The following is a 26787-nucleotide window of genomic DNA, read 5'->3' as shown; positions in this document are numbered from 1 at the left end:
CTTTACTACATATAACTCATTATTTGGGTAAGTACTCAAGGAAATATTGTTATGTCTAAAGAACAAGGCGTAGTCAAATGGTTCAATGATGCCAAAGGTTTTGGCTTTATTCAGCGTGCAACAGGCGAAGATGTGTTTGTGCATTTTCGTGCCATTCAAAGTGAAGGCTACCGCTCGCTAAAAGAAGGTCAAGCGGTGGAATTTGTGGTTACTGAAGGCGAAAAAGGCCTACAAGCCGAAGAAGTGGTTAAGCTTTGATTGTTGGTAATTTTAGCTTAATTGACTTAGGCTAATAAAAAAACGGCAGTATGATAAGTATTGCCGTTTTTCTTGTAGATTTATTATATTAATTTGAAGTTATTTAATTTTTATTTAAAAAAAAACTGGCAATAAATCCGCTTAATTGCCATAACCTACCAACAAATGATGATAATAAGTATCTTGTTGGCTTGGCTTGCGATCCAAATAAGTCATTTTATGTATATTGATTTTACCAATAATATCTTGATAATCCTGTTGGTCAAAAGGTTTGGTGAGTTTGGTCTGTAACAAATGCGGTAAAGTATCATCAAGAATCGGACAATTTTGCTCTGGAATAAATTCCTTAATCAATACATCAAACATGATTTGAAAAAAGAAATAGTGGGGAATGGTATTTTGCGTTTGCCAAAAATTTAGCAAAATATTTAAGCAGTGATTAATAACTGGATTTTTCTTTTTACCAACGATGAAACTGTTTAGCACATTAACAGAATGTTGCTCATGCCAGCCAAAATACTCAGCGTTAAAATTTTGCCAAAATTCTTGATTTTGAGCTTGATTGTCTCGCTGAAACATAAAAAATTCTTGGTTTTTGATACAATCATCAATGGGTGCGGTTAATAAAATTGTCGCATCTGCCCAAATTCCGCCATAAGTATCCAATAGTGCGAGCCTTAGCAGATCTGCAAAAAACGCATGTTTAAAGGCTGGATTTTGCCGTTTTTGCCAAACAAAATCAGGCAAATCAATATAATCATGAATGGTGCGATCGTCTAGGCGAATGACTTGATAATCACCTTTGTATTTATCGACAGATGAAAAGCAAATCTTAACAATCTCGGGCAAATTATCATCAATGCCTTGCCCCCAATATTGCCAAATGATTTTTTGAGTGCCTAGGTCTTTTTTGGCAGATATGGAAAATTTTTCAAGATGATTATCATAATAAAGAGTGAGCAGTTTTCTAAAATTATCTGATAAATGCTGCTGTTGCTGGATACTTGCCTTCAGTGCTAGTCGGTTGCGTATTTTTTTGGGCAAAAATGTTCGATAAAACATTTTAAATGGTTTGTGTTCCAAGATGTCAATGGTTGATTTCAATTTTGCTGTGCTATCCAGAGCTGTAATAATTTGCTGAAGGTCTTGATTCATAATTTTACCAACCAAAATAATCTTTAATTTTTTCTATCAATGAAATTTTTGAAGTCTTATCATATTTTCTAAATAATGCAAACCATTGCTTTTTCCCAAGATAGTTGATTTTAAATAATTCGGGCTTTTGATATAGGCACATTACATACAGCCCTTGATCGTCATCTATAATATTTTTCTTGATTAGGTATTTTTGGCAAAAAGACAAAACTTGAATAAATTCTCTCCATTTTTTCTTGGTGGCTACAATACAACCCCCAATTATAAACACCTGATTATTAAATATAAAATCTGTCACCTGTTGAAAAGTGTCAATAGTTTGCATATGTTTATTAATGCTAAAGAGATTTACTTTTTCTTTGTCAAATTGATATTTCCAAAATTTTACATTATTTAAAATTTCTTTATCTCTAACATATCCAAAATCTACCCAAGCTACTTGATCGTTTGATACCAAGTTTTTACAAATTGCTTGATTGACAAAAAAAGTTTTCATATTGTTTATCATGACATAATCAGCAGACCAATATTCGATATTGTTTCTTTGCTGTGGGTTGATTCTTGAGATAAAATCAGGGTTATTTTGAATTTTGCTAATAGCTGTCCGCATAGATTGAAAACGATGTTTGAAATCAAATTCAACAACTGTTGTTGGTTTATTTTTTCTAATATCTAAAATTTTTTGTTTATATTCTTGTGAAGTAAATATAATCATTTCATTTTCTAATTGAGCCAAATTAGAAAAATACTCAAAATAAGTATCCGTACTTCTGTTTAGGTATGCTGGATAATTATCAGTGGAAATATTACCACGACCAATGTCAAAAAAAGCTGTGACAATAGTGATATTGTCCATATTAATTTCCCCGTGTTTATTAACGAAACTCCACCAAAGTTCTAACCATTTTACCAAAGGTTTTGCGATAGGCGTTGGACAATTCGCCCTTGATTTTGGCGGATAATGGGCGTTTTGGTTTGTTTTTGACTCGCTGATCACGAGATTGTTTCAGATCGCTTGGCAGGATATCACGATTGGGATATAGGATAAACTCTTGGGCGACGATGGCAGGCAGCATCTGATAAATCGGCATGACTGTTTTTGTCTTAGAATATTCTTCAAACATCAGATGATCGATGGGTTTTAGGGCGTGTGTGTCCAATTGCTGAATAAAATCCAACAAGCTTTTGGCAATCTGCTTAGAGATGATATAGCCTGCCGTTCCCAAATGTGGCTCTCGTAGGATTTTGGCGATTCGGTTATCTGGCAGATTGATAGCATCTTTTGCCAGTTTTCTTTCTTGTAAAAAAGTTTCGGTTTTTAGATAATCAATACCCAAACCATCAAGCCACCCAGCATCAGCCAAAAACACCCCAGCATTTTCGCCCAAATACACATCATCTTCAAAAACTGCCATATAATCCAAATCATCATCAATCATCTTTTGCCATAAGCAAACATGACTTAAAAAACACGCTTTTTCACCATCAGTCAATAAAGTACTGTCTTTAAGATAAGGATTAAATTTGACTGCCAATTCATCAATATCCTTTGGCGTTATCGCATCAAAAAACTCAAAAGCAATGTTCTGCTTGCCAAATTCTTGGGTGATGTGTTGGCGGCGTGTGTCTGCTGTGGTTAGGCTAATGACATAGTTTTTCATATTTATCTTATCAAATTACCAAAATTTTAATTTTTGCCAAAGTGTCTTTTTGGGTGGATTAGAAACGCTTTCATGACCAATGTGATGGCAGTTGCCTTGCTCTAAAAATAGCATGTGCATGCCTTGTTTTCGTAAAAATCGTGAAATGTGGCGTTCTTTTTTAAAGTTGGCAAATGGCTGGTGGCGTTGCCATAACGCTGTTTTTGCAAGGTGGGGGTTGAACGAATAGCCGTGCCATTGCTCGTGCAAATGATCCACTCGCACATAGCCTACCAAATCATCGCCCAATGCTTTGACGGCATCTCGCTGCTCTGGAGTGTACAAAAAATCATCGGTTTTACGAAAGCCAATGCAGCTAATTTGGGGGTGCGTTTCCAAAATCTGTATCGCCTTGGCAATATCGGGCTGACTATCAAACAGCCAATCATCTTCGCAGTGAAAAATATACGGCGTTTTGACCTGCTGATACATATAATCAATGGCTTTGTGATGTCCTAAATTATACCCCAAATTAATAAGCTGACCTTGGGGGCATTTTTCAATAAAAACTTGGTTGGTCGCTTCGTCGCCAAAGTCGTTGATGGCGATAATGTGCTGAAATTTTAACTGATTTATCAAAGAATTAAGCGTTTGGGCAAGTTCTTTGGGGCGTTTGCCAATGGTTAGGCACAGGGTAACTTTATCCATGTTTGTCATAATTGTTGGCTCTTGGTATGAAATTTATCAGTATTCACATCGATTTGCCGTTTTTCACCTTGTATTAAGGCGGCAATGGTGCGAAATCCAAGTGAAATTTGCGTGATAATGCGGTTTTTTTTAAAGCGAATTTTTTGCCACAGTGTCGGCTGAAAGCTGATGGTATTTTGGATTTGTCCAATCATCGAGTTTGATGCATGCGTGATGGCGATGCCATATAAGGCACATTTATCATCTTGTAGTAGGGCGGCAGGCTCGATTTGATACATATTTAAACTTGGACAATGATAAATAAAAGCATCAGCAAGCGCAAAATGCGATTGGGCGTGTTTTAAGAGTTTTTTGGCACCACTGGGATATAAAATGTAGCCACCTGTACCGCTTTTATCCAGCAACAAGGGAATGAGCTGGTATTGCTGATCTAGCAGCGATACAGTGCTGGATTTGCCGACAATTTTGGTGCGTCCATAGACTTCCAAATTAATCAAATCCATTTGACCGCCCAGTTGATTGTCTGGCGTATTGACCAGTGCGTCAATCTGTGCCAAAATTTCGGCAAAATCACGCACCAGCACCGCATCATCTTCTAGGATAACGCAAGGTTGGTTTTCTTGGGCGACTTTTTCCCATGCTCGTTTGTGGCTCAAAAAACACGCCATCTCGGTTTGCTTAATCAGCCGCTGTCCGTGCTTTAGATTTTGTAAATAAAATGTTTCTGAAATATCATTCACCGTAGCGGCAGGCAACCGCTCAAATGTCAGCCCCAACCGCTCAAATTGTGCCTGCTGTTGTGCCAGTCGGTCGGTGGATTGTTCCAGATTGATAATAAAAATTTTCATTTTTCTTGATAATTCCAATGATGGATAAGCTGATTTTACTTAAAATATATTTAAAAATCCTACGCTTTAAGTTATGCTTGAGTGTTTTTCTGTTTTTGCCAAAGTATCAAATATTTATTAAAAGTATATTGACAAAAAATTAATGAATAAATCAAGCCATAACGCCCTTGTAAAAATCGCCCATCAAGCCAATATTGGCGGACAAATTGCCAAAGCGGATTGGCAAGCACGGCAAACAGGTTGGTTTTTTTGCCTTTTTGGTGGCGTTCATCTGCCCATGTTTGGGCGTAACTTAGGCGTTTTTGTAATAAAAATTGCAGATTTGGGGCGGTGTGATGGTATAAAAATCCTGACAGTTTGGCAGTTTTTGCCCCAGTAATATCAAGCGATTCATGCACTTGCAAATCATTAAAACCAAACTTATTGGGAAACAGCCGCCAATAAGCCTTGACACCCCAAAAGGCATTGTCAATCTGATGACCAAAAATATAATCCAAACGCTTAAGACCATACACTGTATCATCGGGCGGCTTGGCGATGGCGGCGGCGATGCTTACCTTTAGCTCTGGGCTAATCTCTTCATCGGCGTCCAGTGCCAATATCCAGTCGCCAGTGGCATGGCTTTGGGCGAGTTGGCGTTGTCGGCCAAATCCTTGCCAGTTGGTATTAACAAACCATTTACCGCCGTATTGCTCAACCACCGCTTGGCCATCGTCCGTGCTGCCACTGTCTAGCACGATGATTTCGTCCGCTAAGCCTTGTAGTGGTGGCAGAGATTTGGCAAGGTTGTGGGCTTCGTTTTTGACAATCATCACAACCGACAGGCGGTAGGGCTTGGGTTCGTTCATTGTGTAAATCTAAATTAAATCTGAATTGAAAAATTTGAGTAAAAACTTACGCACCATTTTACTTAACTTTGCGTGCTTTGGCTAGTGGCTTTTGTAAGATTAACAAGGGTTTTTGTGATTGCCATCATTTGTGTGATTATTTTTGCCAAGTGGCAGCAAGATAACAGCAAGATGGTGGTAGCTTGGCAGTAAGACAGTGGTAAAATAGGGGTAAAACACTGGCAAAACTGGGTGTTTTTGAGTACAATGGGGCGTTTGATGATTGCTTAAATTAACAAATTTAATGAATAGATATGGGAAAGTGATGATTAATCGTTTATTTGCTAGTGGCTGTTTGGTGGCTGCGGTGGTTATGGTGGCGACTTTGACGGCTTGCCAAAAAACGCCGACCGATGAAACTGCCAAAACTGCCGAGAATTTAACCGCCCAAAGCGACCACAAAGTCGATTATGTCGGCTGTTACACTATTGACAAAGACACGCCTGCCGCCATCAAAATCAGCCGCCAAAACGGCCATTATGTGATGCAGATGAAAGAGCCAAAGGGCAAAGCAAGCGTCTGGGACAATCCTGAACCGCTGACACTACTACCAAAAGCCAACGGCTGGCAGTCGTTTGCGGTCAATGCCATCAATCTGTCTGTCAGCGATGTGACAGGCGAGATTGTCGCACGCCCAGATGGTATCATGGCAATCGCCCAAGTGCATGAGACGACCGCCAACACCAACCCACTGGTGGACAGCCCCTATGTGGTGGCACTGATGGGAGCGGTGAACACCATTTATCAAGTGCCATGCGATGAAATCCGCCAATAGCAAATTTATCAATCAATTTAAATCTATTTAAATCGATAAATTTACAAATAGTGGCAAAATTATCTGATTAAATACAGGCTATAATACAGCAAAAAAGGGGCAAAAATGAGCTTTTTGGGTTATTTATTGATGGGGGCTGTCGTTTATACGGCTGGCTTTTTTATCAATCTAAAACTGCTACACGCCAAGCGAAAATCAGGCGAGATTACTTCTGCCACCCACCCAATCATCATCGCTTGGCTGGTAGGGTGTTTTGTGGTGATGCTTGGCGTATCAATGCTTTTGGGGCATTATGTGCTGCATCATAATGGCTTTGATTGGGCGTTTATTGGGGTCAATAGCTTGGTGGCGACGGTGGTGTTTTATTTTGGGTTAAATCCAGACACTAGCCAAATGAATTTGCCAGATTAAGCAGGCTGACCATTCCTGATGCGGCTTTGTGATGCGGTTTGGCTTGTCAATTTGCTGATAAATTTTTCTTAATTTGGGCATTTGGCAAGCCAATTTTTTTTTAGGCCAGTTTACCAAAACTGATTTAGACTGATGCAAACTTGCCAAACTGACTTACCACACTCACCAAATCACCATTCCAGCATTTTTTTATCATAAAATACTATGATTGGATAATAAAATGTTATTAGTGTAATTATTTAAAACAGTTTATATCCCAAAAATAATGAATTATCTAAAAATAAAAAACCCAAAATTTGCCAACTTTTTATAAAAAATATTTAATATCAATCACTTATAAAAACAAACACCATCATAAAAATCTTATTTATACCAAAAATTTATCAGTTAATAACCATTTATTATTTATCTTAATTTATGCCAATTAACGGTCAAATTGCCTGCTTTTTGCCTTTACCTTTGATTAAAAAAGGCGTATCATAGCTGACAAATGAGCAGGGCAACTGCACCGTAACCACTTTGAATTATCTTAAAATCACCTTAAAACATCGTCAAATTGCCAGTTAATGCGGTGAATTGGTGCGTGGTGGTATGTGCTTTGGCTTGTTGTTTATTTAAAATTGTTTGTTTAGATAAATTTATGTAAATTGGTATAATTTGGTGCAATTTGCATCATATAAATTGGTATCGCATAAGTAGCAAAAATTAACTTTAATTTAAGGTTGGATTGATATGTCAAATAAATTGTTTGATTTGATTGAATCATCGGGTGCTAAGTGGGTGGATTTTCGCTTTACCGACACGCATGGCAAAGAGCTGCATTTGACTTTCCCTGCATCGACTGTTGATGAAGACACGCTAGAAGATGGCAAAATGTTTGACGGCTCGTCAGTGGCTGGCTGGAAGGGCATCGAAGCATCGGATATGATTTTGTTGCCAGACCCTGACAGTGCTTATGTCGATCCGTTCTTTGAAGCACCGACTGTGGTGGTTACTTGTGATGTCATCGAGCCTGCCACCTTGCAAGGCTACGAAAAAGACCCACGCTCAATCGCTCGCCGTGCCGAAACTTACCTAAAATCAACAGGCATTGGCGATACGGCATTTTTTGGCCCAGAGCCAGAATTTTTTGTGTTTGATGAAGTCAAATGGGATATTGACCAATCAGGTGCAAGAAATCGCATCATCTCCGAAGCTGCCGCTTGGTCCACTAACGAAGACTACGCTTGGGGCAATAACGGTCAGCGTCCACTGGTCAAAGGGGCGTATGCAGTAACAGGCCCTGTGGATCATTTCCATGATATGCGTGCGGTGATGTGTGATCGCATCGAAGACATCATGGGCGAAGGGCGTGTTGAAGTGCATCATCACGAAGTGGCGTCGTGCCAGCTGGAAATTGGCGTGTCGTTTAATACCTTGGTCAAAAAGGCGGACGAAGTACAGCAATTTAAATATGTCGTTCAAAATGTCGCCAACCAATTTGGCAAGAGTGCTACCTTTATGCCAAAACCAATCGTTGGCGATAATGGCTCAGGCATGCATGTGCATATCTCAATCTCAAAAGACGGCGTCAATACTTTTTCAGGTGATGAATACGCTGGCTTATCAACGACTGCCTTGCATTTTATCGGCGGTATCATCAAGCACGCTCGAGCCTTGAATGCCATCACCAACCCAACGGTAAACAGCTATAAGCGTCTGGTACCGCACTTTGAAGCACCGATTAAGCTGGCTTATTCGGCATCGAACCGCTCGGCATCGATTCGCATTCCGCATGTCTCTAGCCCAAAAGCGGTGCGTATCGAAGCACGATTTCCAGACCCAGCCGCCAACCCATACCTGTGCTTTGCTGCACTCTTGATGGCAGGGCTTGACGGTATTGAAAATAAGACCGATCCGGGTGAAGCAGCGGATAAGAACTTGTACGATTTGCCACCAGAAGAAGAAGCACTGATTCCAACCGTGGCAGAAAATCTGGAAGTTGCCCTAAATGCACTCAAAGAAGACCATGCGTTCTTATTAAAAGGCGATGTGTTTAGCAAAGAGATGATTGATGCTTATATTGAGCTAAAAATGCAAGAAGTGCATAAATTAAACGAAGCGGTACACCCACTGGAGTTTGATTTGTATTATCGCTGCTGATTGGTCAATTTGGTCAATTTTGACAAATTGCCGATGATTAACCATAAGCCCCAAGGTTTTTGCTTTGGGGTTTGTTTTTGGCTATTATTTAAACTGTTATTTTGGCTATTATTTAAAAATTTGTTTAAAAATTTATTTAAAATCTGATTTTAAGCAATGATAACGATCAATACCATTTGCCCAAAACTTATCTTATCCAAACCCATCAAGCCAAACTGGCAAAATCAAGGTTTTGCATTGTTCTATTTTGGGGTACAATAGGCATTTGTGAAATTGGTGATATTTACCAAATTTGCTGCCAAATTTGCCACATTCACCAAAGCAAATTTAAAATTAAAACTTGATAAAATTTGTAAAATCAGCAAAATTAGCCAAAATCGCCATCAGCCAATTTGGCCAAAAACCAAGAGCATCGCATGAAGTATTCAGCCGCCAATCCCAGCAATACCAATTTTTCACCCAGTCAGCCATCAGACAGCTGTGATGTCGCCATCATTGGGGCAGGCGTGGTGGGTATGGTTGCTGCCATTGCTTTGGCACAGCGTGGCTATCAGGTGGTGGTTTTGGACAATAAGCCTGTGCCGATGGCTGATGACTTTGCCAAGCGGTTGGCGGTGCGTGATGTGCGAGTGTATGCCCTAAGCTGTGCCAGCATTGCACTGCTTGAAACAATCGACATATGGCAAACCATTAAACGCAAGGTGGATTATCACAGGGTCAAAGTCTGGTCGTGCGATGATCATGGCGAGCTGGATTTTTATGACAATTGTGCTGGCATGCCCAAGCTGTTGGGTTCTATGATTGAGCCGTCTGTGCTTGATGAAGTGCTTTGGCGGTTTGCTCATGATGATTTACTTAGCAAAAATTTACGCATTAACTACGCCTGCCGTTTGGTGGATTCGTCCATGGCGATTGACACACAGTCAGATGGCGTGATAATTCGCTATGAGCAAGACGGCAAACAACAGCAAATCCGTGCCAAATTGTTGCTTGGGGCGGACGGTCGCCGCTCTGTGGTGCGTGAAGTGATGGGCGTGGGTTTGGATACGCTGGATTATCACCAAAGAGCCATCTGCTGCACCATACGCACCGATAAGCCACACCAAAACACCGCACGGCAAATCATGCGACCCACAGGCACGCTGGCGTTATTGCCCGTGGCGGATATGACGGCGGCGGATAATGGCTGCTGGCAATCGGTGGTTTGGACTTTGCCAGAGTGCTTGGCGGCGGATTATTTGGGCGATTATCAAGCCGATGCCAATACTTTAATACAGCGGCTAAACATTGCCAGTGGCTATGAGCTTGGTGCGGTGCAAGCCATCGAGTCGGTGGCAAGTTTTCCCTTATCCGCCCAAGCTGCCCAAAGCTATGTCCGTGGTCGGTTGGCGTTAATCGGCGATGCGGCACATGGCGTACACCCTTTGGCAGGACAGGGGCTGAATTTGGGTCTGTCAGATGTGGCGGCGTTATTGGGCGTGGTGGATCATTACCATCAGAAAAAAGCACCGCTACACCCACGACTGCTCAAGGACTACCAAAGACAGGTCAAAAGCAACAACCAAATGATGATGCACAGCTTTTCGCTGATTAATTTTGCTTATGCGTCAGGCATTGCCGACATTCAGGCGGTGCGTTATTTGCGGAGTGAGCTGGTCAATCGGATTGCCAAAACGCCATTTGTCATGCAGCAGCTGATTGAGCGAGCCAATCGTTAAGATGGTTTTATTTAGTTATATTAAACGATTTATCAAATATCAACGATAAAATATCAAACAGTTAAGCCATTTGGGTGGTCAAATCGCCAAATTCTTAGCTCAAATCATGAAATCGCCAAATCGTCAAATTGGCAATCATTAAACCGCTAAATTGTTAAACTGTTAAAAAGAACTAAAAAACACCATCAAAATTGGTGAGACAACATTGGTAATAAAACCAAAGCTAATCACCGTGGGCATGATGTGCGTACCGCCTGATTGTAAAATGGTCGGTAGGGTAAAATCCAGACTGGTAACACCACCCAAACCGATGGCTGCCGATGGTGAATAACGCATCACCCAAGGAATAAAAATCAACGCCAGCACTTCACGAGCCAAGTCATTGAGCAGGGCGACACTACCCCAAACTGCCCCATAAGCATCGGTCATAATCGTCCCTGATAGCGAATACCAGCCATAACCTGATGCCAGTGCCAAGCCTTGGTATGGGCTGACATCGTCAAATATCAAGGCAAACACCGCACCGCTTGCTGTCGTGCATAGCATAAATACGGCACTGATTTGTAAGCCACGCTTATCAATTAAGGCTTGTTTTAGCCCAACGCCAGAGCCTTTTAGGCTGATGCCAACCAAAAACAGCAGCAGCATCAATAGCACGGTTGTGGTTTTTGGTGGTGGTAAGAGCTCAGGCGGTAAAAATTTTGCCATCAAAAATCCAAGCCCCAGACAAACCAGCTGCACCAAGCTGCCATGCAGGCTGACCTTGGGCGTGCTGGCGTGTGTGCGGTGGTGTGTCGCTTTGGTGGCAGATAAGCGGTCAAACGCCATCAAAGCCAGTGAGCCTGTGCCGATACTCAAAGCAATCAATACGCCAAGATATTTGGCAATATCACCCACTTTTTGTAACAAATCGTCCACCAAGCCCAGCTCAATGCCGATAACAATCAAAATCAGATACACCAAATAATTAAGTGCAGCATTACTCTTGGCAACCATGGTTTTGGACGCAGGCAGGGCAAACCCCACCAACATTGGGCTAAGAATGAGTATCAGCGTGATGATGCCTTGCATTGAAGTCCCTTGGTTTGGTGAATTTGTTTTGATTGGATTTTGATTAAATTTTAACCAAATGTGAATAAAATAAAAATGAAACCACAGCACAAAGCGACATTGTAACATTTTTCAAAGATGATTTTGCAAAATTTGCCATATTTTATAAAAATACCAAATTGCCAAGCGTTTTAGCGATGGTTATTGACCGTTATTGATTGTGATGACTGTTATCAGATTTTATCAACAAAAAGCAGCCCACGCATGACAGCTACAACTTGGGATTTTGATAAGATTTTTATTAAACTGGGTTAAATTTAGTTAAAAATTAGCCAAAGTTGGGTTAAAATAGGATTGAAACAGGATTAAAATTGATACAAAATGACAAATAAATGATAAAAATGGTTTAGTTTTTGTTGGCTTTGGCGTAAAATTAGGGCTGATTTTTAAGCTGTTTATCAGTTTTAATAAAGTCTATTTTAGGTCTATCTTAGGTTTATCACAGGATTATTATGAATATCGATCCAAAACTGGCTCAAAAACAAGCTGCCGCCAAAGCAGCGTTATCGCACATTGATGATGGCATCATTTTGGGTGTCGGCACAGGCAGCACGGTAAATTGCTTAATTGAGCTGTTGCCACAGGTCAAAATAAAAGGGGCGGTGGCAAGCTCACAAGTTACCGAAGACAAATTGCGTGCCTTGGGTATTGAGATTTTTGATTTGAATCAAGTGGGTGATTTGGATCTGTACATTGACGGTGCGGACGAAATTGACGCAGCGGGCAATATGATTAAAGGCGGTGGCGGTGCTTTGACTCGTGAAAAAATCGTCGCCGCAGCGTCCAAGCAGTTTATTTGTATGGTTGATGAGTCTAAGATTGTGCAGACGCTGGGCAAATTCCCTGTTGCTGTGGAAGTGCTGCCACAGGCACGCTCTTATGCGGCACGCCAACTGGTCGCTATGGGTGGCAACCCTGTGTATCGTGAAGGTTTTGTTACCGATTATGGCAATGTGATTTTGGACACTTATGATTTGACCATTACCGATGCGGCAGCAGTGGAACAACGCCTAAATAACATTGTCGGTGTGGTGTGTAATGGCGTATTTGCTGCCCAAGCCGCTCATATTATGCTAAAAGCCAGTGATGCTGGCGTAGAAACGGTAAAGTTTGCTCGCCTGTAACGGTCGGTGATTTTGGCGGATAAATTTATCAAACTGATTTAAACTTAATTTTAATCTTTTAAAGCAAGTTACTAAAATAAGTTGATAAAATCTGATAAAATCACAACAGCCAATCTATTGGCAGCCAGCTGACAATGCCAATCACCGCACGATCTTTTTTGCTCATGTGCGGTTCGTGCTGATAAATCACTGGCTGCCCCTGCTCGATGGTGTGCCATTCGATTTTGTCTTGGGCGTTGAGCTTGAGTTCATAAACTCGCTGCAATAATGCCTGCTTATCGCTTAGGGCATCGTGCAGCTGATTGGCCAGTCTGCCGTCTTGAATCAGTACGCCGATTTCGCTGTTGATATTGGCGGAGCGTGGGTCGATATTGTACGAGCCAATAAAAATCTGCTCATCAATGGCAAAGGCTTTGGCGTGCAGGCTGGTGCGGCTTTGTTGGCGAATGCCGATAAAGCGGCTGGCATTTGGCTCATTAGGGCTGCTGGCTTTGATTTCAAACAATTGCACGCCTGCTTGTAGCAAATCTTTTCGCCAATGGGCATAGCCTGCGTGGACGATGCCGACATCGGTGGCATCAAACGAATTGGTCAAAATGCGAACTTGCACGCCTTGTCTGGCAAGCTGGGTCAATATCTTAACGCCGTCTTTGGTTGGCACAAAGTACGATGAAATGATGCTAAATTGATGGGCAGGCTGGCTTAATTGCCGCTGCAGCTGGGCGATTAAAAAGCCATCAGGACTGGCATTGCCGCTCAATTTTTGCACATCATCAACCATCAGATGAATGTTCGTCCAATAAAACGGCACTTGATAATTCAAAATATCATGGCCAATGGTGGTGTTTTTCATGGCTTGCTGATAAGTGCGAAAAATCTGCGGATTGTCTGGCTGTTTGATTTTTTCTTTATGCTTATCTTTTTGTTTGTTTTTGCTAATGATTGATACGGCAGGCGTGGCTTGATCGCCAGTTGCCAAATCGCTCAACGGTGCTGGCTCGATGACACTTGGCAGCACCAAAGATTCGATGTCAAACGACAAGGGCGATGACCAATATTGCTCAAAACTCTGACCAATCTCACCGACCACCGCACCGACCAGCATCACATCTAAATCAGCAAAAGTACTGGCCGAAGTGCTGTCCAGATACTCATTGCCGATATTGCGTCCGCCGATGATGCTGACTTTGTTATCAAAAGTCATGCTTTTGTTGTGCATTCGCCGATTGATGCGTAGCGGATTTAGGGCATAATCCAAGCCGTGCAAATTGCGATAAGCCTTAGGATTTATCAGGCGGACGGCGATATTTGGGTGGCTGGCAAATTGTCGCAGTTTGGCATCAAGCTGGGGTGAGCTGTTAATATCATCAAGCAGCAGACGGACAATCACGCCACGATCGGCAGCGTCCCATAATGCCTTGAGCATCAGCCGCCCAGCTTCGTCATCATGCCAAATGTAGTACTGAATATCGATGGTTTGGCTGGCAAGATTTGCCAAGCTGCTGCGAGCGGCAAAGGCAGCCGCCCCTGTTACGATGGGATAATAGCCTGACAAATTGGGGTGGTTTTTGGCTTGATTGCTGATGGCAAATGCCAAGCGATGCACAGGATAATTGTGCCGCAGTGCCTGCTGTCTTTGTTTGGCTTGTTCGCTCAGTGCTTGGCTTTTTGGCAAATGTGGCGTCTTTGGTAGGCTATGACAGCCGACCAAAACGGTCATCATCGTACAAAGCGTAATCACAAAAACGAAACGAAACGGCATGGCGGACATTGATAAAGCAAAATTTATCCCATCATAGCAAATTTTGCCCAAAAATAAATTGGCAAATTGTTATTTTATTGAAATGATTTAAACTTCATAAGGATTGATTTAATAAAAATTAACCAAGTATTAAATCAACCCAAGACATTGGCAAATTTTTGACCGTAATCAACTTTTTGATTGTAATCAGTACAGCAAATGCCAATGCCAAATTGAAAAATCTGTTTTAAAAATCCGTTGTAATAAAACTTAATATAAAACAACACACACGACAGCCAAAATCCGCCATCGTGTGTTTGATGATTTTAAAAACTTAAAGAATTTAAAAAAAAATTTAAAAACAAACAATCAACCAAAAGCAGGCGTGCGGCGTGGCACAGCGTCCAAAAACTCACGGCGTGCTTCGTGATTGTGGATAAATTCGCCCAGCATACTGGTGGTGCGTGTGGTGGATTGTTGTTTGCCCACGCCACGCATCATCATGCACATGTGGCTGGCGTCCATCACCACCGCCACGCCACGACAGCCAGTCAGCTCTTCGATGGCGGTTGCTACTTGCTTGGTGAGATTTTCTTGGATTTGTAGTCGGCGAGCGTACATATCGACAATGCGAGCGACTTTTGATAAGCCCAAAACCTTGCCATCGGGCAGATAGCCGACATGAGCCACGCCATAAAACGGCAGCAGGTGATGCTCACACAAAGAATAAAACTCGATATTTTGAATCAATACCAGCTCTGGGTTGTCCGAGTCAAACACCGCATCATTGGCAACAGTTACCAAATCCTGATGATAGCCACGAGTCAGATAACCAAAGGCTTTGGCGGCACGCATCGGCGTATCTAGTAGCCCATCTCGGCTCAAATCTTCGCCAGATGCTGAGATGATGCTGGCATAATGGCTGGCTAGAGTTTCATAATCAGGCGTATAGGTGACGGTATCAGAATTTGATTTTGACATGGCTTTCACAAAGTTTGATTAAAAAAGGTATATCCTAGCACAAATTTTGATTTTTAAAAGCAAAAATCATTAAAAAAGTGATGAAATTATATCAAGTTACCCAATTGCCGCCGCCTTAGAACTGCAAGCGTTTAAAATGTTTACAAATAATTATAAATGTTTGTAACCACTTATGAACACTTATAAATACCCAGCAATGCCGTTTAAAACTGGCATTTTTGTCAAATTTGTCAAAATCTGCTCTAAAATGGCAAGTCTTCAAAAATGGTACAATTTGCCCAAAATCCGCCCAATAGTTATTGGCTTAATTCATCTGCCAAAACTTCCGCCTGACTGATCACAAACTCTGTCGCCGTCTCACAGCCATCAGGCGGATATTTGAATCGGCGTAAGATACGACCGACCGCAAGCCGCATACTGGCACGCACGGATTCTCGGTATTGCCAATCCACCGTAACCGATTTTCTCAATTGGCGGCTGATTTCTTTGGCGATGGCGATTAAGATTTCATCGCCCATCTGGTCTTTGGCACTGCCATTTTGAGCCAGTGCATCATAAAAGGCAATCTCGGCAGGGTTTAATCCCAGCTCATCGCCACGCTTGAGCTGCTCGCTGAACGCCTTGCCCATTTCTATCAGCTCTTTTAGCACTCTGATGGTGTCTAGGTGGTGATTGTGGTATTGGTTCATAGCGTTTTGTAGTCGCTCGATGAATGCCTTTTTTAGCCCCAAGTTGCTGCTACCTTTTTCTTTGATTTGGCTGTCTAGGTATTTTTCGACAGCCAGCACCCACAGATCTGGCGTTGGGCTGCCTTTGACCCATTCCAAAAACTCATCGGATAAGATGCTGATATTGGGGTTTTCTTGATCTGCCAAGGCGAACAAATCCACCGCACCATCAGAGATGATGGCTTGATTGACGAGCAGTTGCAAGCGGATCAGCTTTTCGCTGTCTTGGCGTTTTTGGCCACCTTTTGTGCTGTGCTTGACGATGGTGGCACGCACCGCATCAAAAAACGCCAGCTGTTTTTGGTAGGGTTTGATTTGGCTCATCGCACCGCACAGCGTATAGCCTTTTTTGGCTAGGCGTATGGCTTGCAAAAAGGCGTTTTTGCGTGGCGTTGGCTCTTTGGGCGTGCTGGGCGTGTGATGGGGTGCGTGAGCGGTGTTTGACGACTGGGCGTTATGATAAACCCTGTCTAAGGCGATGATGTGGTTTGCCGCCGCCATCACCGCCGCCATCAGTGCCTTGGCATCGTCTAGACTTAGGGCATGATCTAGGTCAAACGCTCGGCCATCAACAGGCGTGGCAAATTGATTGCGAATGGTGTCAATCCAATCCACCATCTTAGCAAAAATCTGATCCAAATCCTGCGTAACTGTACCGCTGCCGCCGCTGTTGGTATATTGGCGTGTGGCGTTTTTTAGCTCTTCGCTTAAGCCCACATAGTCCACGATTAAGCCGCCATTATCACGGCTTTTGTTCTTAAACACACGATTGACACGAGCGATCGCCTGCATCAGATTATGCCCCTGCATGGGCTTATCAATGTACATCGTATGGCAGCACGGTGCATCAAAGCCTGTCAGCCACATATCACGCACAATCACGATTTTTAGGTTATCATTGGGATCTTTAAAGCGTTTTTCGAGCGTCTTTTTGTCCTGACTGCCATAAATGTGCTTTTGTAAATGACTGTCATCGCTGGCAGAGCCTGTCATGACAATCTTAATCTGACCTTCGTTGATATTATCACTGTGCCAGTCTGGGCGGCGTTTGATGATTTCATTGTACAGCTTGACGCAGATTTCACGGCTAGACGCCACAAACATCGCCTTACCATCGCTTAGGCTGATCCGCTGCTCAAAATGGGCAATAAAATCCGCCGCCAGCTCCTGCAGTCGGCTATCTGCACCCATCAGCTGCTCACGCAGTCGCAGGGCTTTTTGGTCGCCATCGTCGTCTTGCTCGGCTTCTAGCTGCTTGATTTGCTCCATGATTTTGGCAAAATCATCGCTTTGTGCCAGCTTGATTTGCCGAGCTTCATAGATAATTGGCACGGTTGCACCGTCTTCGACAGCATCATGAATGTCATAGATAGACACATATTCCCCAAAGACGCTTTGGGTGTCCTTATCATCAAGGCTGATGGGCGTACCTGTAAAGCCAATAAAAGACGCATTGGGTAGGGCATCTCGCAGGTGCTTGGCATAGCCAAAGCGGTATTTGCCCTTATTGTTGAGTATCTGACCAAATCCATACTGGCTGCGGTGGGCTTCGTCCGTGATGACGATGATGTTTTGTCTCTCGTTCAGCACTGGGTGGCGTGTTTCGTCATCATGCAGGCCAAATTTTTGGATTGTGGTGAATATCACACCGCCAGTTTCTCGGCGGCTGAGTTCATCTCGCAGCGCATCACGCCCATCTGCCTGTACAGGCTCTTGGCGTATCATCTGCTTGCCAGTGCTAAAGGTGGCAAACAGTTGCCCGTCCAAATCATTTCTGTCAGTAACCACAACGATGGTGGGATTGGCAAGCTCTGGCTGTGCCAGCACCTTAGCGGCATAAAACAGCATGGATAAAGATTTGCCTGAGCCTTGGGTATGCCAAACCACGCCAATTTTGCCATCTTTGCGGTGCTGGGCGGTCAGTGTGCATTGTACCGCTTGATTGACGCCATAATATTGATGGTAGGCGGCGATTTTCTTAATCAGTCTGCCTTGGGTGTTTCGTTCAAAGGTGATAAAGTTTTGGATATAATCCATCAGCACCTGTGGCGATAGCAGGCTATCCAGTAGGGCGTCCAGTTCATAATCAAACACCGCTTTGGCATGGCGGCTTTCGTCCACCACACGCCACGGCGTAAAGCGGTCATAATCGGCGGTCAGACTGCCCAGCCGTGCCTGTACACCGTCTGAGATGATGATAATTTGGTTATAAATAAACGCATCGGCGATATAGTCCTTATAAGTCTGTATCTGCTGATAGGCGTGGCTGATGCTGGCACTGGTTTTGGTGGGGCTTTTTAGCTCCATGATGCCCACCGCCAAGCCATTGACAAACAGCATCACATCAGGGCGATGCTCTCGGATACCTTTGATGGTAAATTGGTTGATGGCGTGAAATTGGTTATTCGCCATCTGCTGAAAATCCACCAATCTGGCAAATACCGAATGCTCCTGCCCATCGGCAGTATAGCTGACACGCACGCCTTGTTTGATCAGCTCATAGGCTTGATGGTTCTGCTCATCTAGGGCTTTGATGTCGGTTCGGCAGACGGTATTGACCACTTCGCTGACGACTTCTGGCGGCAGCGTAGGGTTTAGCCGTGCCACGGCATCGGTGAGTATCGGTCTTAGTACCACTTGCTTGCTGTCGGCTCGCCATGCGTTATGCTCAGACAGCGTGTCTTCACCGTGCAGGCATCGCCAGCCCAGCTGTGCCAGACTGTCCATGGTGGCGTTTTCTAGGTCTTGTTCGGTGATTAGCGATTTCATGGGGTTTCCTTTTGGGTTTTTGTCATTTTGGTTGTTGCCATGTCTTTTAATGATGACAAAGCTTTCTTGTTAAATTTTTCATATGCATTTCTATCATCAAGTTTGTTATAAAGCCCCAAAAGCTCTTTATCAATATCAGAGCAAGCATTTTTTATGTCTTCCCAAAATTCTTTGCTTACATCGTATTTAATGTTAAAGTGGTGAAAATTTTTCAATTTTTTTTCAACTTTTCCTTGTGGATATTTTAATGATTGATACCAATCGTTAATCTTGATTTGGTTTTCATCTAAAAATGCTTGCAAATAAGAATTTTCGGACAAATCTACGGTAAAAAACCTTGCAATGCACAAAAAATTATGCTCTTTATAAAGCTCTTGACCTTTTTTAATCAAGCTAGAAAAACAATGAGTTGTTTCGTTGTAATCCACATCTTGGGCAACGATAAAACCTTTTAAGGCTAATTCCAGACCATGATAAAAGTTGAATAAAATTGGAATGGATAAACTTTCTGTACTCCAATCACTCGAATCATCATTGTGGTTTTGACAAATTTGTTCGGCTGATAACTCTGCTAATTTTATGAATTTTCTAGACATCGATAACATATCTAGGGCGTTGTAATTATCACTCATAACTCAATCTCCCCACTTAATAATCTAGGCAATAATAAATCTCTTAATTTTTCTAGCATACCATTTTTACAAGAATGAATATTTTCAAACAAAGGAAAAACCAATTTAAAAAATTCATCTAGGATTTTTTGGCTTGGTAAAACAACTAATTCCTTTTCAAGAAAAAGGGCTGTTTGAAAATTACTAATTCCTGTACTTTGAATTTGGTATTCCCAAGTTTTTCCATCTGCATAAATTAGTTGCAAGTGAATACCAAGTATCAAACCAATTTTTAAATCTTTTGGTCTCAATAATCTACAAAAACTAGCTGGTTCTAATGGTATATCAAATCTATTTATTAAATTTTGAGTTACAAATAGTGAACGCCCTGTCGGTTGGTTTTTACTACCACCAGATACTTCTATGATAATATCGCCACTTTTCAATTTTCTAGATTTTAATTTCTTACTTTCTACAAAACGAATTGGCACATTCTTATCTTTACCTTGATATACATCAGATAAGTCAGTTCCCCTTAAAATAGCGACTTTTTCAGTGTGCTTTTCATCTGCAACTTCTTTCCCCCAATCTCCCCCAATAGTATGCTCTAATAAACTGCCGAAACTGGCATATGCCCACCCCTTCGGCACTTCCACCCCATCAACATTCTCAAACTCTCTCGGGAACGCTTCCGCCAGTTTATAAAGTTGTTGATATTCCGTTGGGTGGGTAGTTTGCCATTGGGTAAGTGCGTGTTCGCTTTTGCCTGAAATGATTTGCATTGCACAAAGATTGGCTTGCTCGCTGGTTGCACCATTGGCAAGGGCGTCGGCTTTGGCTCGCACGGGGTCAAAATCAATAAACCAGCTTTTAAAAATCGTTTGGGCGATTTGTTCTAGGGTTTGGTTGATTTGGGTGTTGAGTTGGATTTTTTCGTCTAAACTTCCTAAAATTTTAGAGATTTCTTGTTGTTGCTCTATATTGGGAAATTTAATTTCTATATTTTCCAACATGGTTTTTGTTAGGGCGTTTCTTGTTGCTCCACTGGTTGAAAGTCCTAATAAATAATTTTGCATTTGCGGTTGTAGCAAATAATATTTCAAGTATTCTGAATTTAGGATTTCGCTGAGTGGGCGTAAGATTGCCACATGTTGATTAACCCTAGCTGGTAAATATTTTTCGTTAGGCATGCAAACACGAGCGACAGAATCACCTGTAATATTGATAAAAACATCATTTTTATCAACGCTAACATGTTTCAACTTGTTAGCGTTTTCATCAGAAATGTAAACCAAACCATTTGGGGAAAAATTGAAGTTATGAATATTTTGGCTGCGAATTAAACTTGTATTTCCGCTTTCTAAATAGACCTTTTGCCCACCTTTGGGGGTTGAGCCACTTCCAATTTTGATACATAAATTACTTAATTTTTCTATTTTCCAATCACTCATACCCTAATCCCCCCAAATTTGCTCTAATTTTCGCTTCCAATTCCGCACTTTGTTTAAATTGCTCGTTTAAACAAGCGGTCAATTTTTGCATTTTTTCTGCAAATGGCACGCCGTCATCTTCTTGTTCGGCGGTGCCGACATAACGGCCGGGGGTGAGTACCCAGTCATTTTTTTCAATCTCGGCAAGGGGGGCGGATTTGCAGAAGGCTGGCACATCTTGGTAATTCTTGCTTTGTTGCCAGTGGTGATAGGTGTTGGCAATGCTGGCGATGTCATCATTGGTGAAATCTCGCAAGGTGCGGTCTTTCATATAACCGATTTGGCGTGCGTCAATAAATAGCACTTCGCCTTTGCGGGCTTTTGCCTTGTTCAGCACCCAAATGCAGGCGGGGATTTGCGTGTTGGTAAACAGCTGGCTTGGCAGGGCGATCATCGCTTCCACCAAATCATCTTTTAGGATAGCTTTGCGGATTTCCCCTTCGTTATTGGTTTGGCTAGACATTGAGCCGTTGGCGAGTACGATTGCCATTTTGCCACGATGCGACAGATGATGGATCATGTGCGACAGCCAAGCGAAGTTGGCGTTACCCTGCGGTGGTATGCCATATTGCCATCTGGGGTCGCCTGCTAGGGATTCTTGCCACCAGTCTTTGACATTAAACGGTGGGTTTGCCATCACGAAGTCGGCTTTTAGGTCTGGGTGCTGCGGCTGACCAAAGCTGTCGGCAGGGGTCTTACCAAAATCAAACTCCAGCCCACGGATTGCCATATTCATGGCAGCCAGTTTCCATGTGGTGGGGTTGGACTCTTGACCGTAGATGGAGATGTTATTGCGGCTGCCTTGATGTTCGCTGATAAAGCGTTCTGCTTGCACAAAAAAGCCGCCAGAACCCATCGCAGGGTCATAGACTCGCCCAGTGTACGGCTCAAGCATATGGACAATCAGGCTGACGATGGATTTTGGCGTAAAATATTGACCGCCTTTTTTGCCTTCTTCTAGGGCAAATTCGCCCAAAAAATACTCATACACATGACCCAAAATGTCCTTTGCCGATAGGTGAATGGGCTTGCCGTCGTGCATGGGGCGAGTGAAATTGTTATTTGATAACAAATCAACCAAGCCAATCAGCTGATTGTCATCGATATTATAGCCGCTGATACGCTGAATGATGCCTTTTAGCCTGTCGTTATCTCGCTCGATGCTATCAAAGGCACTGTCAATCAGGGCAGACACGCCACCAAAGCGACCGCCCCAAGGCAAATCCGCTCCCTTGGGCAGGGTGGTTGATGCTTTGATATTGTCCCAGCGTGCCGACACAGGAACCCAAAACACCGTATCGGCGGTGTAATAATCTCGCACTTCCAGCTCGGCATTGAGTAGGTCTTGATAGCTTGGGTCGTCAAGGTCGTCTTTTGGCAGATAATAATCATGCTTAGGGTCTTGGAAGGCTTGGCGTAGCTTGGCTTGCTGTGTGGTAAAGCTGTCTGAGATGTATTTTAGAAAAATCAGCCCCAGCACGATGTGCTTATAATTGGCGGCGTCTAGGTTGTTACGCAGTTTGTCGGCGGCGGCTTTGAGTGATCGGTTGAGCGAGTGTAAAAATTTTTGCTCTAGCTGCTGATTTTGGCTAGACTGGGTTGGTTGGTTGGTTGGTTGGTTGGTGTGAGTCATCTAAAATCTTCCTGATGAAAAACAGATAAATAAATCTTAATTATAGAACAATTGGGGGAGTGATATCAATGTATTTGGCAGGTGATTGCTGCAATTTGTTCAATCGAATAATAAACCCACAAAAACCAAAAACCAACCAAGATAATCGGCTTGTCTTGGTTGGTTTGGTTGGCTTGGTCGGCTTATGCGATTTTTGGCGATTTATCAATGTAATCAAATTAATCAAATGATTAAAATTGTTAATTAATTAATTCATCAAATCGTCAAAATCACCAAATTTTTTTTTGATTTTCTCAAATTTTTTCAGCATTACCAACGAATCGGCGTGATGTGTGGCTGGCTGGTTTTGAGATTTTCGTAAGTGCCTTTGACCAAAATATCGGCATTGACGGCATTGATGTTGGTATGCCCACAAAACGCCATGGTGGTGTCGCATTCTTTGTAGATGATTTCTAAGGCACGACGCACGCCATCTTCGCCATACGCTCCCAAGCCATACAAAAATGAGCGTCCGATCATTGTGCCTTTAGCACCTAGGGCGATGGCTTTTAGGACATCTTGACCTGAGCGGATACCGCTGTCTAGCCAGATTTCGCAGTTGGCGTTTTCTGCTTGTGCGGCTTGTACGCAGTCGGATAGGGCAGCGATGGAGCTTGGTGCACCGTCCAACTGACGGCCGCCGTGGTTTGAGATGACCATCGCATCAGCCCCTGAGCGTGCCGCCATGATGGCGTCTTCAGGCTCCATGATGCCTTTGATGATGAGCTTGCCGCCCCATAGGTCTTTGATGCGTGCCACATCGTCCCAGCTTAGGCTAGGGTCAAACTGCTCGGCAGTCCACGCCGATAAGCTGGACAGATCCGAAACGCCTTTGGCGTGGCCGGCGATATTGCGGAAAGTGTGCCGCTTTGTGCCAAGCATATGATAGCACCATTCAGGCTTGGTCATTAGGTTTAGGATATTTTTTAGGGTAGGTTTAGGCGGAGCGGACAGGCCGTTTTTGATGTCTTTGTGTCGCTGTCCCAATACTTGTAAATCAGCGGTCAAAATCAGTGCCGAGCAGTGAGCTGCCTTGGCACGGCTGATGAGATTTTGCATAAATTCTTTATCACGCATCACATACAGCTGAAACCAAAACGGCTTGCTGGTGTTCTCAGCGACATCTTCGATAGAGCAGATGGACATGGTCGATAGCGAAAACGGCACGCCAAATTTTTCGGCAGCACGAGCGGCATGAATCTCACCGTCCGCCCACATCATGCCAGTAAAGCCAGTCGGTGCAATCGCTACAGGCATGGACACATCTTGCCCAATCATCTGCGTGGCAAGTGAGCGGCCTTCCATATCCACCAGCACACGCTGACGCAGCTTGATGCGGTCAAAGTCGGTTTCGTTATTGCGATAAGTGGTCTGTGTCCACGAGCCACTGTCCACATAGTCGTAGAACATACGGGGGACTTTGCGTTCAGCGATGCGACGCAAATCTTCAATTTCGGTAATTTTACTTAAATCTGCCATAAGACACTCTCTTTGTTAAAATACATTTTGTTAATCAGCTAAATAAATCCAAATAAATCAAGACATAAAATTTATTTTATCAATACCAGTTGTTCATTGCTCAATTGCTCATTGCTTAATTGGTAAATTATCAATCGCCAAGCACTGATAAAATAAATCTCATTTGCAAATTGCTATTTTACTTGGTTTTGCCAAGTAACGGCAAGCGATAATTTGCACCGCTTGCCGTTTGGGTTGGTGCGTATTGCCCATTTAGATTGCAATCAAATCACGATTAACTGATGATTAAACAATAATCAAGGATAATTAAATAATCAAATTGCAATCATGGACAAGCATGCATTAGGCGGCGTTATCCTTTGGGCGAACTCGGCTCAATACAAATAAGAACGCCAACGGCCAGACCACGGCAGCCGCCCACCATAGGGGGCTAAAGATTAACGCCATGCCAATCAGACCACCTTGGATTACATAATAAGTCATCGCCACTAAGGTTTTGCGGATAACATAGCCTTCACGGTTCATCAAGCCGACAACCGCACAGGCTGCCACGACATTATGCACCGAAATCATGTTACCTGCAGCACCGCCAACGGCTTGTAGCGAGACGACTTTGGCAGCGTCCATCACATCTAGGCCGATTTGGGTTGCTGTCCCCCATTGAAAGTGAGCAAACATCATGTTTGAGACGGTGTTTGAACCAGCGATAAACGCCCCCAATGCCCCAATCCAAGGCGACACCAGCGGCCACATACCTTCAAAGGCATCGGCGGCAGATGCTGCCAGTACCTTTGGCATAGCCAGCATCTGTACAGCGGCATCAGGTGCTGTGCCTGAGTTGATGAACACTTGCACCATCGGCACAGAGAACAGCAGGGCAGGGGCAGCTGCCAGCATGGTTTTGGCAGATTCTGACCAGCTTTTTTTGACCATATCGGCTTTCATGCCAAACAAGGCAATGCACAAAATCGACACCAGCAGCAGCACCGTACCGGGTGAGTATAGCAGCTGGGTTTTGTTAGTGATGGTTGTGCCTAGGATATTGGCAAAGGTGATGGACATTGCATCACTGGTTAGCCATGCTTTTAGCGGAGCGATGGTGCGAGTGATGATCAAGATGGCGATGATAATCAAATATGGCGAAAACGCCCGCAGCACTGAGAAATTGGCAGCGGCTTTGTCATCGCTATCAGTAACAGCAATATCACTCACCCAGTCTTTATCCCAAGTCTCACGGGGGCCAAAGTCAAAGACTTGCTTAGGTACCAAAAAGCCACGCTTGGCAGCAGGAATCACCAACGCCATACCCACGACCGAGCCGACAATTGACGGCAATTCAGGGCCGATAAATTTGGCAGTCAAAACATAAGGAATGGTAAATGCCAGACCTGCGAACAGGGCAAATGGAGCGGCTTTTAGACCTTCGGCAAAAGAACGCTTTTGACCAAAAAACAGCGTCAAAAATCCGCACAAAATCAGCGGAATCAAGAAACCAACGCTGGCATGGATAAAGCCGACATTGCCAGAGATATTAAAAATATACGCAGGCAAATCCAGACCAGCATTTGCCAAAGCGGCGGCGACATCGTCTTTATTTTCAAGACCTGAGTTCACACCGATTAGCAGTGGCGTACCGACCGCACCATAAGACACAGGCGTAGATTGGATAATCAATACCGCCATCACGCACGCCATCGCAGGAAAGCCTAGGGCTAGCAGCAGTGGGGCGGCGACCGCAGACGGTGTACCCCAGCCTGTTGAGCCTTCGATTAGGCAGCCAAACAGCCAAGCGACAATAATCATCTGTACACGGCGGTCAGGCGAAATGTCCATGAAGCCACGGCGAATCGCTGAGATTGCACCGCTTTGTTTTAGGGTGTTTAGAATAAGAATTGCTGAAAAAACAATAAATAATACATTAACCGCTGTCAAAACACCGTGAATGGTGGCAGCGGCGATTTGATTACCGCTGGTTTGCCAGACAAAATAAGACAGCAAAGCGGTTGCAAGATAAGCCAAACTCATGGCGTATTTGGCAGGCAGACGCATGATCACCAGTAGAACAAATACGATAATGATTGGCAACATTGCCAAAAAAGTATACATGCCAACTCCTTGTTTGCAGTATTAGATAGATAAAATACATCAACGATAGCAAAGATTTTGTAATTACAAAGAAAGGATAATGTCTTTATCAAAGGGCATTTGCCAAACGCAGCCACCCAAAATGACAATCATCTAGTCATCTATATTAATTTACAAAAACAGCGTATTTTACCGAATCGTTATGCCAATTTCTACATATTTTGATTTGTTAATCATTTTTATTTATGAATAGCATTATTGAAATAATAAAATATAAAAATGTTACTTGTGAATAATGATGGCAAAAAAGAGAAAAAATGGGCGGATTTTGTGATGATTGGCAATGAACAATGCAAATGGCAAATGGTAAAGAGTAATCAATGCCCATGTTTCAGGGCAAAATAAAGCAATGCTATCATTTGACAGCATTGCTTTTTGGATTTGATAATGATGCT

At 43.1% G+C, this 26787-nt stretch carries 20 protein-coding genes and 1 pseudogene; 6 read left to right on the top strand and 15 right to left on the bottom strand.

Annotated elements, in window-relative coordinates; translation table 11 throughout:
- Window positions 1–51: 51 nt before the first annotated feature.
- On the top strand, window positions 52–258 hold the full coding sequence (locus ACFBZI_RS09265) for a cold-shock protein (RefSeq protein ID WP_375716045.1): 207 nt from the start codon (window positions 52–54) through the stop codon (window positions 256–258).
- Between the two features lie 141 nt (window positions 259–399).
- Here the strand turns inward: ACFBZI_RS09265 and ACFBZI_RS09260 are convergent, their stop codons facing one another.
- The 6 genes and pseudogenes from ACFBZI_RS09260 to ACFBZI_RS09235 form a co-directional block, all read right to left on the bottom strand.
- Window positions 400–1320, bottom strand: coding sequence for a capsular polysaccharide synthesis protein (locus ACFBZI_RS09260; RefSeq protein WP_375716044.1), 921 nt, complete (start codon window positions 1318–1320; stop codon window positions 400–402).
- Window positions 1321–1417: 97 nt separating this feature from the next.
- The gene (locus ACFBZI_RS09255) at window positions 1418–2269 is read right to left on the bottom strand and encodes a WlaTC/HtrL family glycosyltransferase (protein ID WP_375716043.1); all 852 of its coding nucleotides are present in this window, start codon (window positions 2267–2269) and stop codon (window positions 1418–1420) included.
- A 19-nt stretch (window positions 2270–2288) separates the two neighbouring features.
- Window positions 2289–3074: a glycosyltransferase family 25 protein gene (locus ACFBZI_RS09250; RefSeq protein ID WP_375716042.1), complete on the bottom strand. Its 786-nt coding sequence runs from the start codon at window positions 3072–3074 to the stop codon at window positions 2289–2291.
- Between the two features lie 15 nt (window positions 3075–3089).
- The gene (locus ACFBZI_RS09245; RefSeq protein ID WP_375716041.1) at window positions 3090–3770 is read right to left on the bottom strand and encodes a glycosyltransferase; all 681 of its coding nucleotides are present in this window, start codon (window positions 3768–3770) and stop codon (window positions 3090–3092) included.
- Window positions 3767–4609 (bottom strand): glycosyltransferase family 25 protein, encoded by an 843-nt coding sequence (locus ACFBZI_RS09240; RefSeq protein WP_375716040.1) that lies wholly within the window; start codon window positions 4607–4609, stop codon window positions 3767–3769. The genes ACFBZI_RS09245 and ACFBZI_RS09240 overlap by 4 nt, the downstream gene beginning before the upstream one ends.
- Before the next feature lie 83 nt (window positions 4610–4692).
- A pseudogene (locus ACFBZI_RS09235) lies at window positions 4693–5457 on the bottom strand (glycosyltransferase family 2 protein); the annotation flags it as partial.
- 304 nt (window positions 5458–5761) lie between these two features.
- Here ACFBZI_RS09235 and ACFBZI_RS09230 point away from each other — a divergent pair.
- From ACFBZI_RS09230 to ACFBZI_RS09215, 4 genes are all read left to right on the top strand, one after another.
- Window positions 5762–6271 carry a hypothetical protein gene (locus ACFBZI_RS09230; RefSeq protein ID WP_375716039.1) on the top strand — a complete coding sequence of 170 codons (510 nt, stop codon included), beginning with the start codon at window positions 5762–5764 and terminating at the stop codon, window positions 6269–6271.
- A gap of 105 nt (window positions 6272–6376) precedes the next feature.
- A complete protein-coding gene (locus ACFBZI_RS09225; protein ID WP_375716038.1) occupies window positions 6377–6682 on the top strand; it encodes a hypothetical protein in 306 nt (101 codons plus the stop codon).
- A gap of 732 nt (window positions 6683–7414) precedes the next feature.
- Complete coding sequence (gene glnA / locus ACFBZI_RS09220) at window positions 7415–8824, top strand: type I glutamate--ammonia ligase (protein WP_375716037.1); 1410 nt, start codon at window positions 7415–7417, stop codon at window positions 8822–8824.
- Window positions 8825–9240: 416 nt separating this feature from the next.
- A complete protein-coding gene (locus ACFBZI_RS09215) occupies window positions 9241–10542 on the top strand; it encodes an FAD-dependent oxidoreductase (RefSeq protein WP_375716036.1) in 1302 nt (433 codons plus the stop codon).
- 162 nt (window positions 10543–10704) lie between these two features.
- Here ACFBZI_RS09215 and ACFBZI_RS09210 read toward each other — a convergent pair whose 3' ends face one another.
- Window positions 10705–11613, bottom strand: coding sequence for a LysO family transporter (locus ACFBZI_RS09210; RefSeq protein WP_375716035.1), 909 nt, complete (start codon window positions 11611–11613; stop codon window positions 10705–10707).
- Between the two features lie 491 nt (window positions 11614–12104).
- On the opposite strand from ACFBZI_RS09210, the gene rpiA reads away from it, so the two are divergent.
- The gene (rpiA, locus tag ACFBZI_RS09205) at window positions 12105–12776 is read left to right on the top strand and encodes a ribose-5-phosphate isomerase RpiA (RefSeq protein ID WP_375716034.1); all 672 of its coding nucleotides are present in this window, start codon (window positions 12105–12107) and stop codon (window positions 12774–12776) included.
- Window positions 12777–12876: 100 nt separating this feature from the next.
- Here rpiA and ACFBZI_RS09200 read toward each other — a convergent pair whose 3' ends face one another.
- From ACFBZI_RS09200 to ACFBZI_RS09165, 8 genes are all read right to left on the bottom strand, one after another.
- On the bottom strand, window positions 12877–14538 hold the full coding sequence (locus ACFBZI_RS09200) for a phospholipase D family protein (protein ID WP_375716033.1): 1662 nt from the start codon (window positions 14536–14538) through the stop codon (window positions 12877–12879).
- A 348-nt stretch (window positions 14539–14886) separates the two neighbouring features.
- Window positions 14887–15498 (bottom strand): GTP cyclohydrolase I FolE, encoded by a 612-nt coding sequence (folE, locus tag ACFBZI_RS09195; protein WP_375716032.1) that lies wholly within the window; start codon window positions 15496–15498, stop codon window positions 14887–14889.
- 296 nt (window positions 15499–15794) lie between these two features.
- Window positions 15795–18995 (bottom strand): type I restriction endonuclease subunit R, encoded by a 3201-nt coding sequence (locus ACFBZI_RS09190; protein WP_375716031.1) that lies wholly within the window; start codon window positions 18993–18995, stop codon window positions 15795–15797.
- Window positions 18992–19627 carry a hypothetical protein gene (locus ACFBZI_RS09185; RefSeq protein ID WP_375716030.1) on the bottom strand — a complete coding sequence of 212 codons (636 nt, stop codon included), beginning with the start codon at window positions 19625–19627 and terminating at the stop codon, window positions 18992–18994. Before ACFBZI_RS09185 ends, ACFBZI_RS09190 begins: the two co-directional genes overlap by 4 nt.
- A complete protein-coding gene (locus ACFBZI_RS09180) occupies window positions 19624–21057 on the bottom strand; it encodes a restriction endonuclease subunit S (RefSeq protein WP_375716029.1) in 1434 nt (477 codons plus the stop codon). The genes ACFBZI_RS09185 and ACFBZI_RS09180 overlap by 4 nt, the downstream gene beginning before the upstream one ends.
- On the bottom strand, window positions 21050–22729 hold the full coding sequence (locus ACFBZI_RS09175) for a class I SAM-dependent DNA methyltransferase (protein WP_375716028.1): 1680 nt from the start codon (window positions 22727–22729) through the stop codon (window positions 21050–21052). The genes ACFBZI_RS09180 and ACFBZI_RS09175 overlap by 8 nt, the downstream gene beginning before the upstream one ends.
- Window positions 22730–23038: 309 nt before the next feature.
- Window positions 23039–24247, bottom strand: a complete 1209-nt coding sequence (locus tag ACFBZI_RS09170; RefSeq protein WP_375716027.1) for an alpha-hydroxy acid oxidase — start codon at window positions 24245–24247, stop codon at window positions 23039–23041.
- Between the two features lie 342 nt (window positions 24248–24589).
- Window positions 24590–26353: an L-lactate permease gene (locus ACFBZI_RS09165; protein WP_375716026.1), complete on the bottom strand. Its 1764-nt coding sequence runs from the start codon at window positions 26351–26353 to the stop codon at window positions 24590–24592.
- Window positions 26354–26787 lie beyond the last annotated feature (434 nt).

It is taken from the genome of Moraxella marmotae (genome assembly GCF_042219885.1).
In the GTDB taxonomy this organism is placed as follows: domain Bacteria; phylum Pseudomonadota; class Gammaproteobacteria; order Pseudomonadales; family Moraxellaceae; genus Moraxella; species Moraxella marmotae.
The sequence above is the reverse complement of the archived record's forward strand: the minus strand, read 5'-3'. Positions and strand labels throughout refer to the sequence as shown.

Coding starts and splice junctions, on each gene's coding strand:
- ACFBZI_RS09265 (WP_375716045.1), top strand. CDS start 52: ATGTCTAAAGAACAAGGCGTAGTCAAATGGTTCAATGATGCCAAAGGT.
- ACFBZI_RS09260 (WP_375716044.1), bottom strand. CDS start 1,320: ATGTTTTATCGAACATTTTTGCCCAAAAAAATACGCAACCGACTAGCA.
- ACFBZI_RS09255 (WP_375716043.1), bottom strand. CDS start 2,269: ATGGACAATATCACTATTGTCACAGCTTTTTTTGACATTGGTCGTGGT.
- ACFBZI_RS09250 (WP_375716042.1), bottom strand. CDS start 3,074: ATGAAAAACTATGTCATTAGCCTAACCACAGCAGACACACGCCGCCAA.
- ACFBZI_RS09245 (WP_375716041.1), bottom strand. CDS start 3,770: ATGACAAACATGGATAAAGTTACCCTGTGCCTAACCATTGGCAAACGC.
- ACFBZI_RS09240 (WP_375716040.1), bottom strand. CDS start 4,609: ATGAAAATTTTTATTATCAATCTGGAACAATCCACCGACCGACTGGCA.
- ACFBZI_RS09230 (WP_375716039.1), top strand. CDS start 5,762: ATGATTAATCGTTTATTTGCTAGTGGCTGTTTGGTGGCTGCGGTGGTT.
- ACFBZI_RS09225 (WP_375716038.1), top strand. CDS start 6,377: ATGAGCTTTTTGGGTTATTTATTGATGGGGGCTGTCGTTTATACGGCT.
- glnA (WP_375716037.1), top strand. CDS start 7,415: ATGTCAAATAAATTGTTTGATTTGATTGAATCATCGGGTGCTAAGTGG.
- ACFBZI_RS09215 (WP_375716036.1), top strand. CDS start 9,241: ATGAAGTATTCAGCCGCCAATCCCAGCAATACCAATTTTTCACCCAGT.
- ACFBZI_RS09210 (WP_375716035.1), bottom strand. CDS start 11,613: ATGCAAGGCATCATCACGCTGATACTCATTCTTAGCCCAATGTTGGTG.
- rpiA (WP_375716034.1), top strand. CDS start 12,105: ATGAATATCGATCCAAAACTGGCTCAAAAACAAGCTGCCGCCAAAGCA.
- ACFBZI_RS09200 (WP_375716033.1), bottom strand. CDS start 14,538: ATGCCGTTTCGTTTCGTTTTTGTGATTACGCTTTGTACGATGATGACC.
- folE (WP_375716032.1), bottom strand. CDS start 15,498: ATGTCAAAATCAAATTCTGATACCGTCACCTATACGCCTGATTATGAA.
- ACFBZI_RS09190 (WP_375716031.1), bottom strand. CDS start 18,995: ATGAAATCGCTAATCACCGAACAAGACCTAGAAAACGCCACCATGGAC.
- ACFBZI_RS09185 (WP_375716030.1), bottom strand. CDS start 19,627: ATGAGTGATAATTACAACGCCCTAGATATGTTATCGATGTCTAGAAAA.
- ACFBZI_RS09180 (WP_375716029.1), bottom strand. CDS start 21,057: ATGAGTGATTGGAAAATAGAAAAATTAAGTAATTTATGTATCAAAATT.
- ACFBZI_RS09175 (WP_375716028.1), bottom strand. CDS start 22,729: ATGACTCACACCAACCAACCAACCAACCAACCAACCCAGTCTAGCCAA.
- ACFBZI_RS09170 (WP_375716027.1), bottom strand. CDS start 24,247: ATGGCAGATTTAAGTAAAATTACCGAAATTGAAGATTTGCGTCGCATC.
- ACFBZI_RS09165 (WP_375716026.1), bottom strand. CDS start 26,353: ATGTATACTTTTTTGGCAATGTTGCCAATCATTATCGTATTTGTTCTA.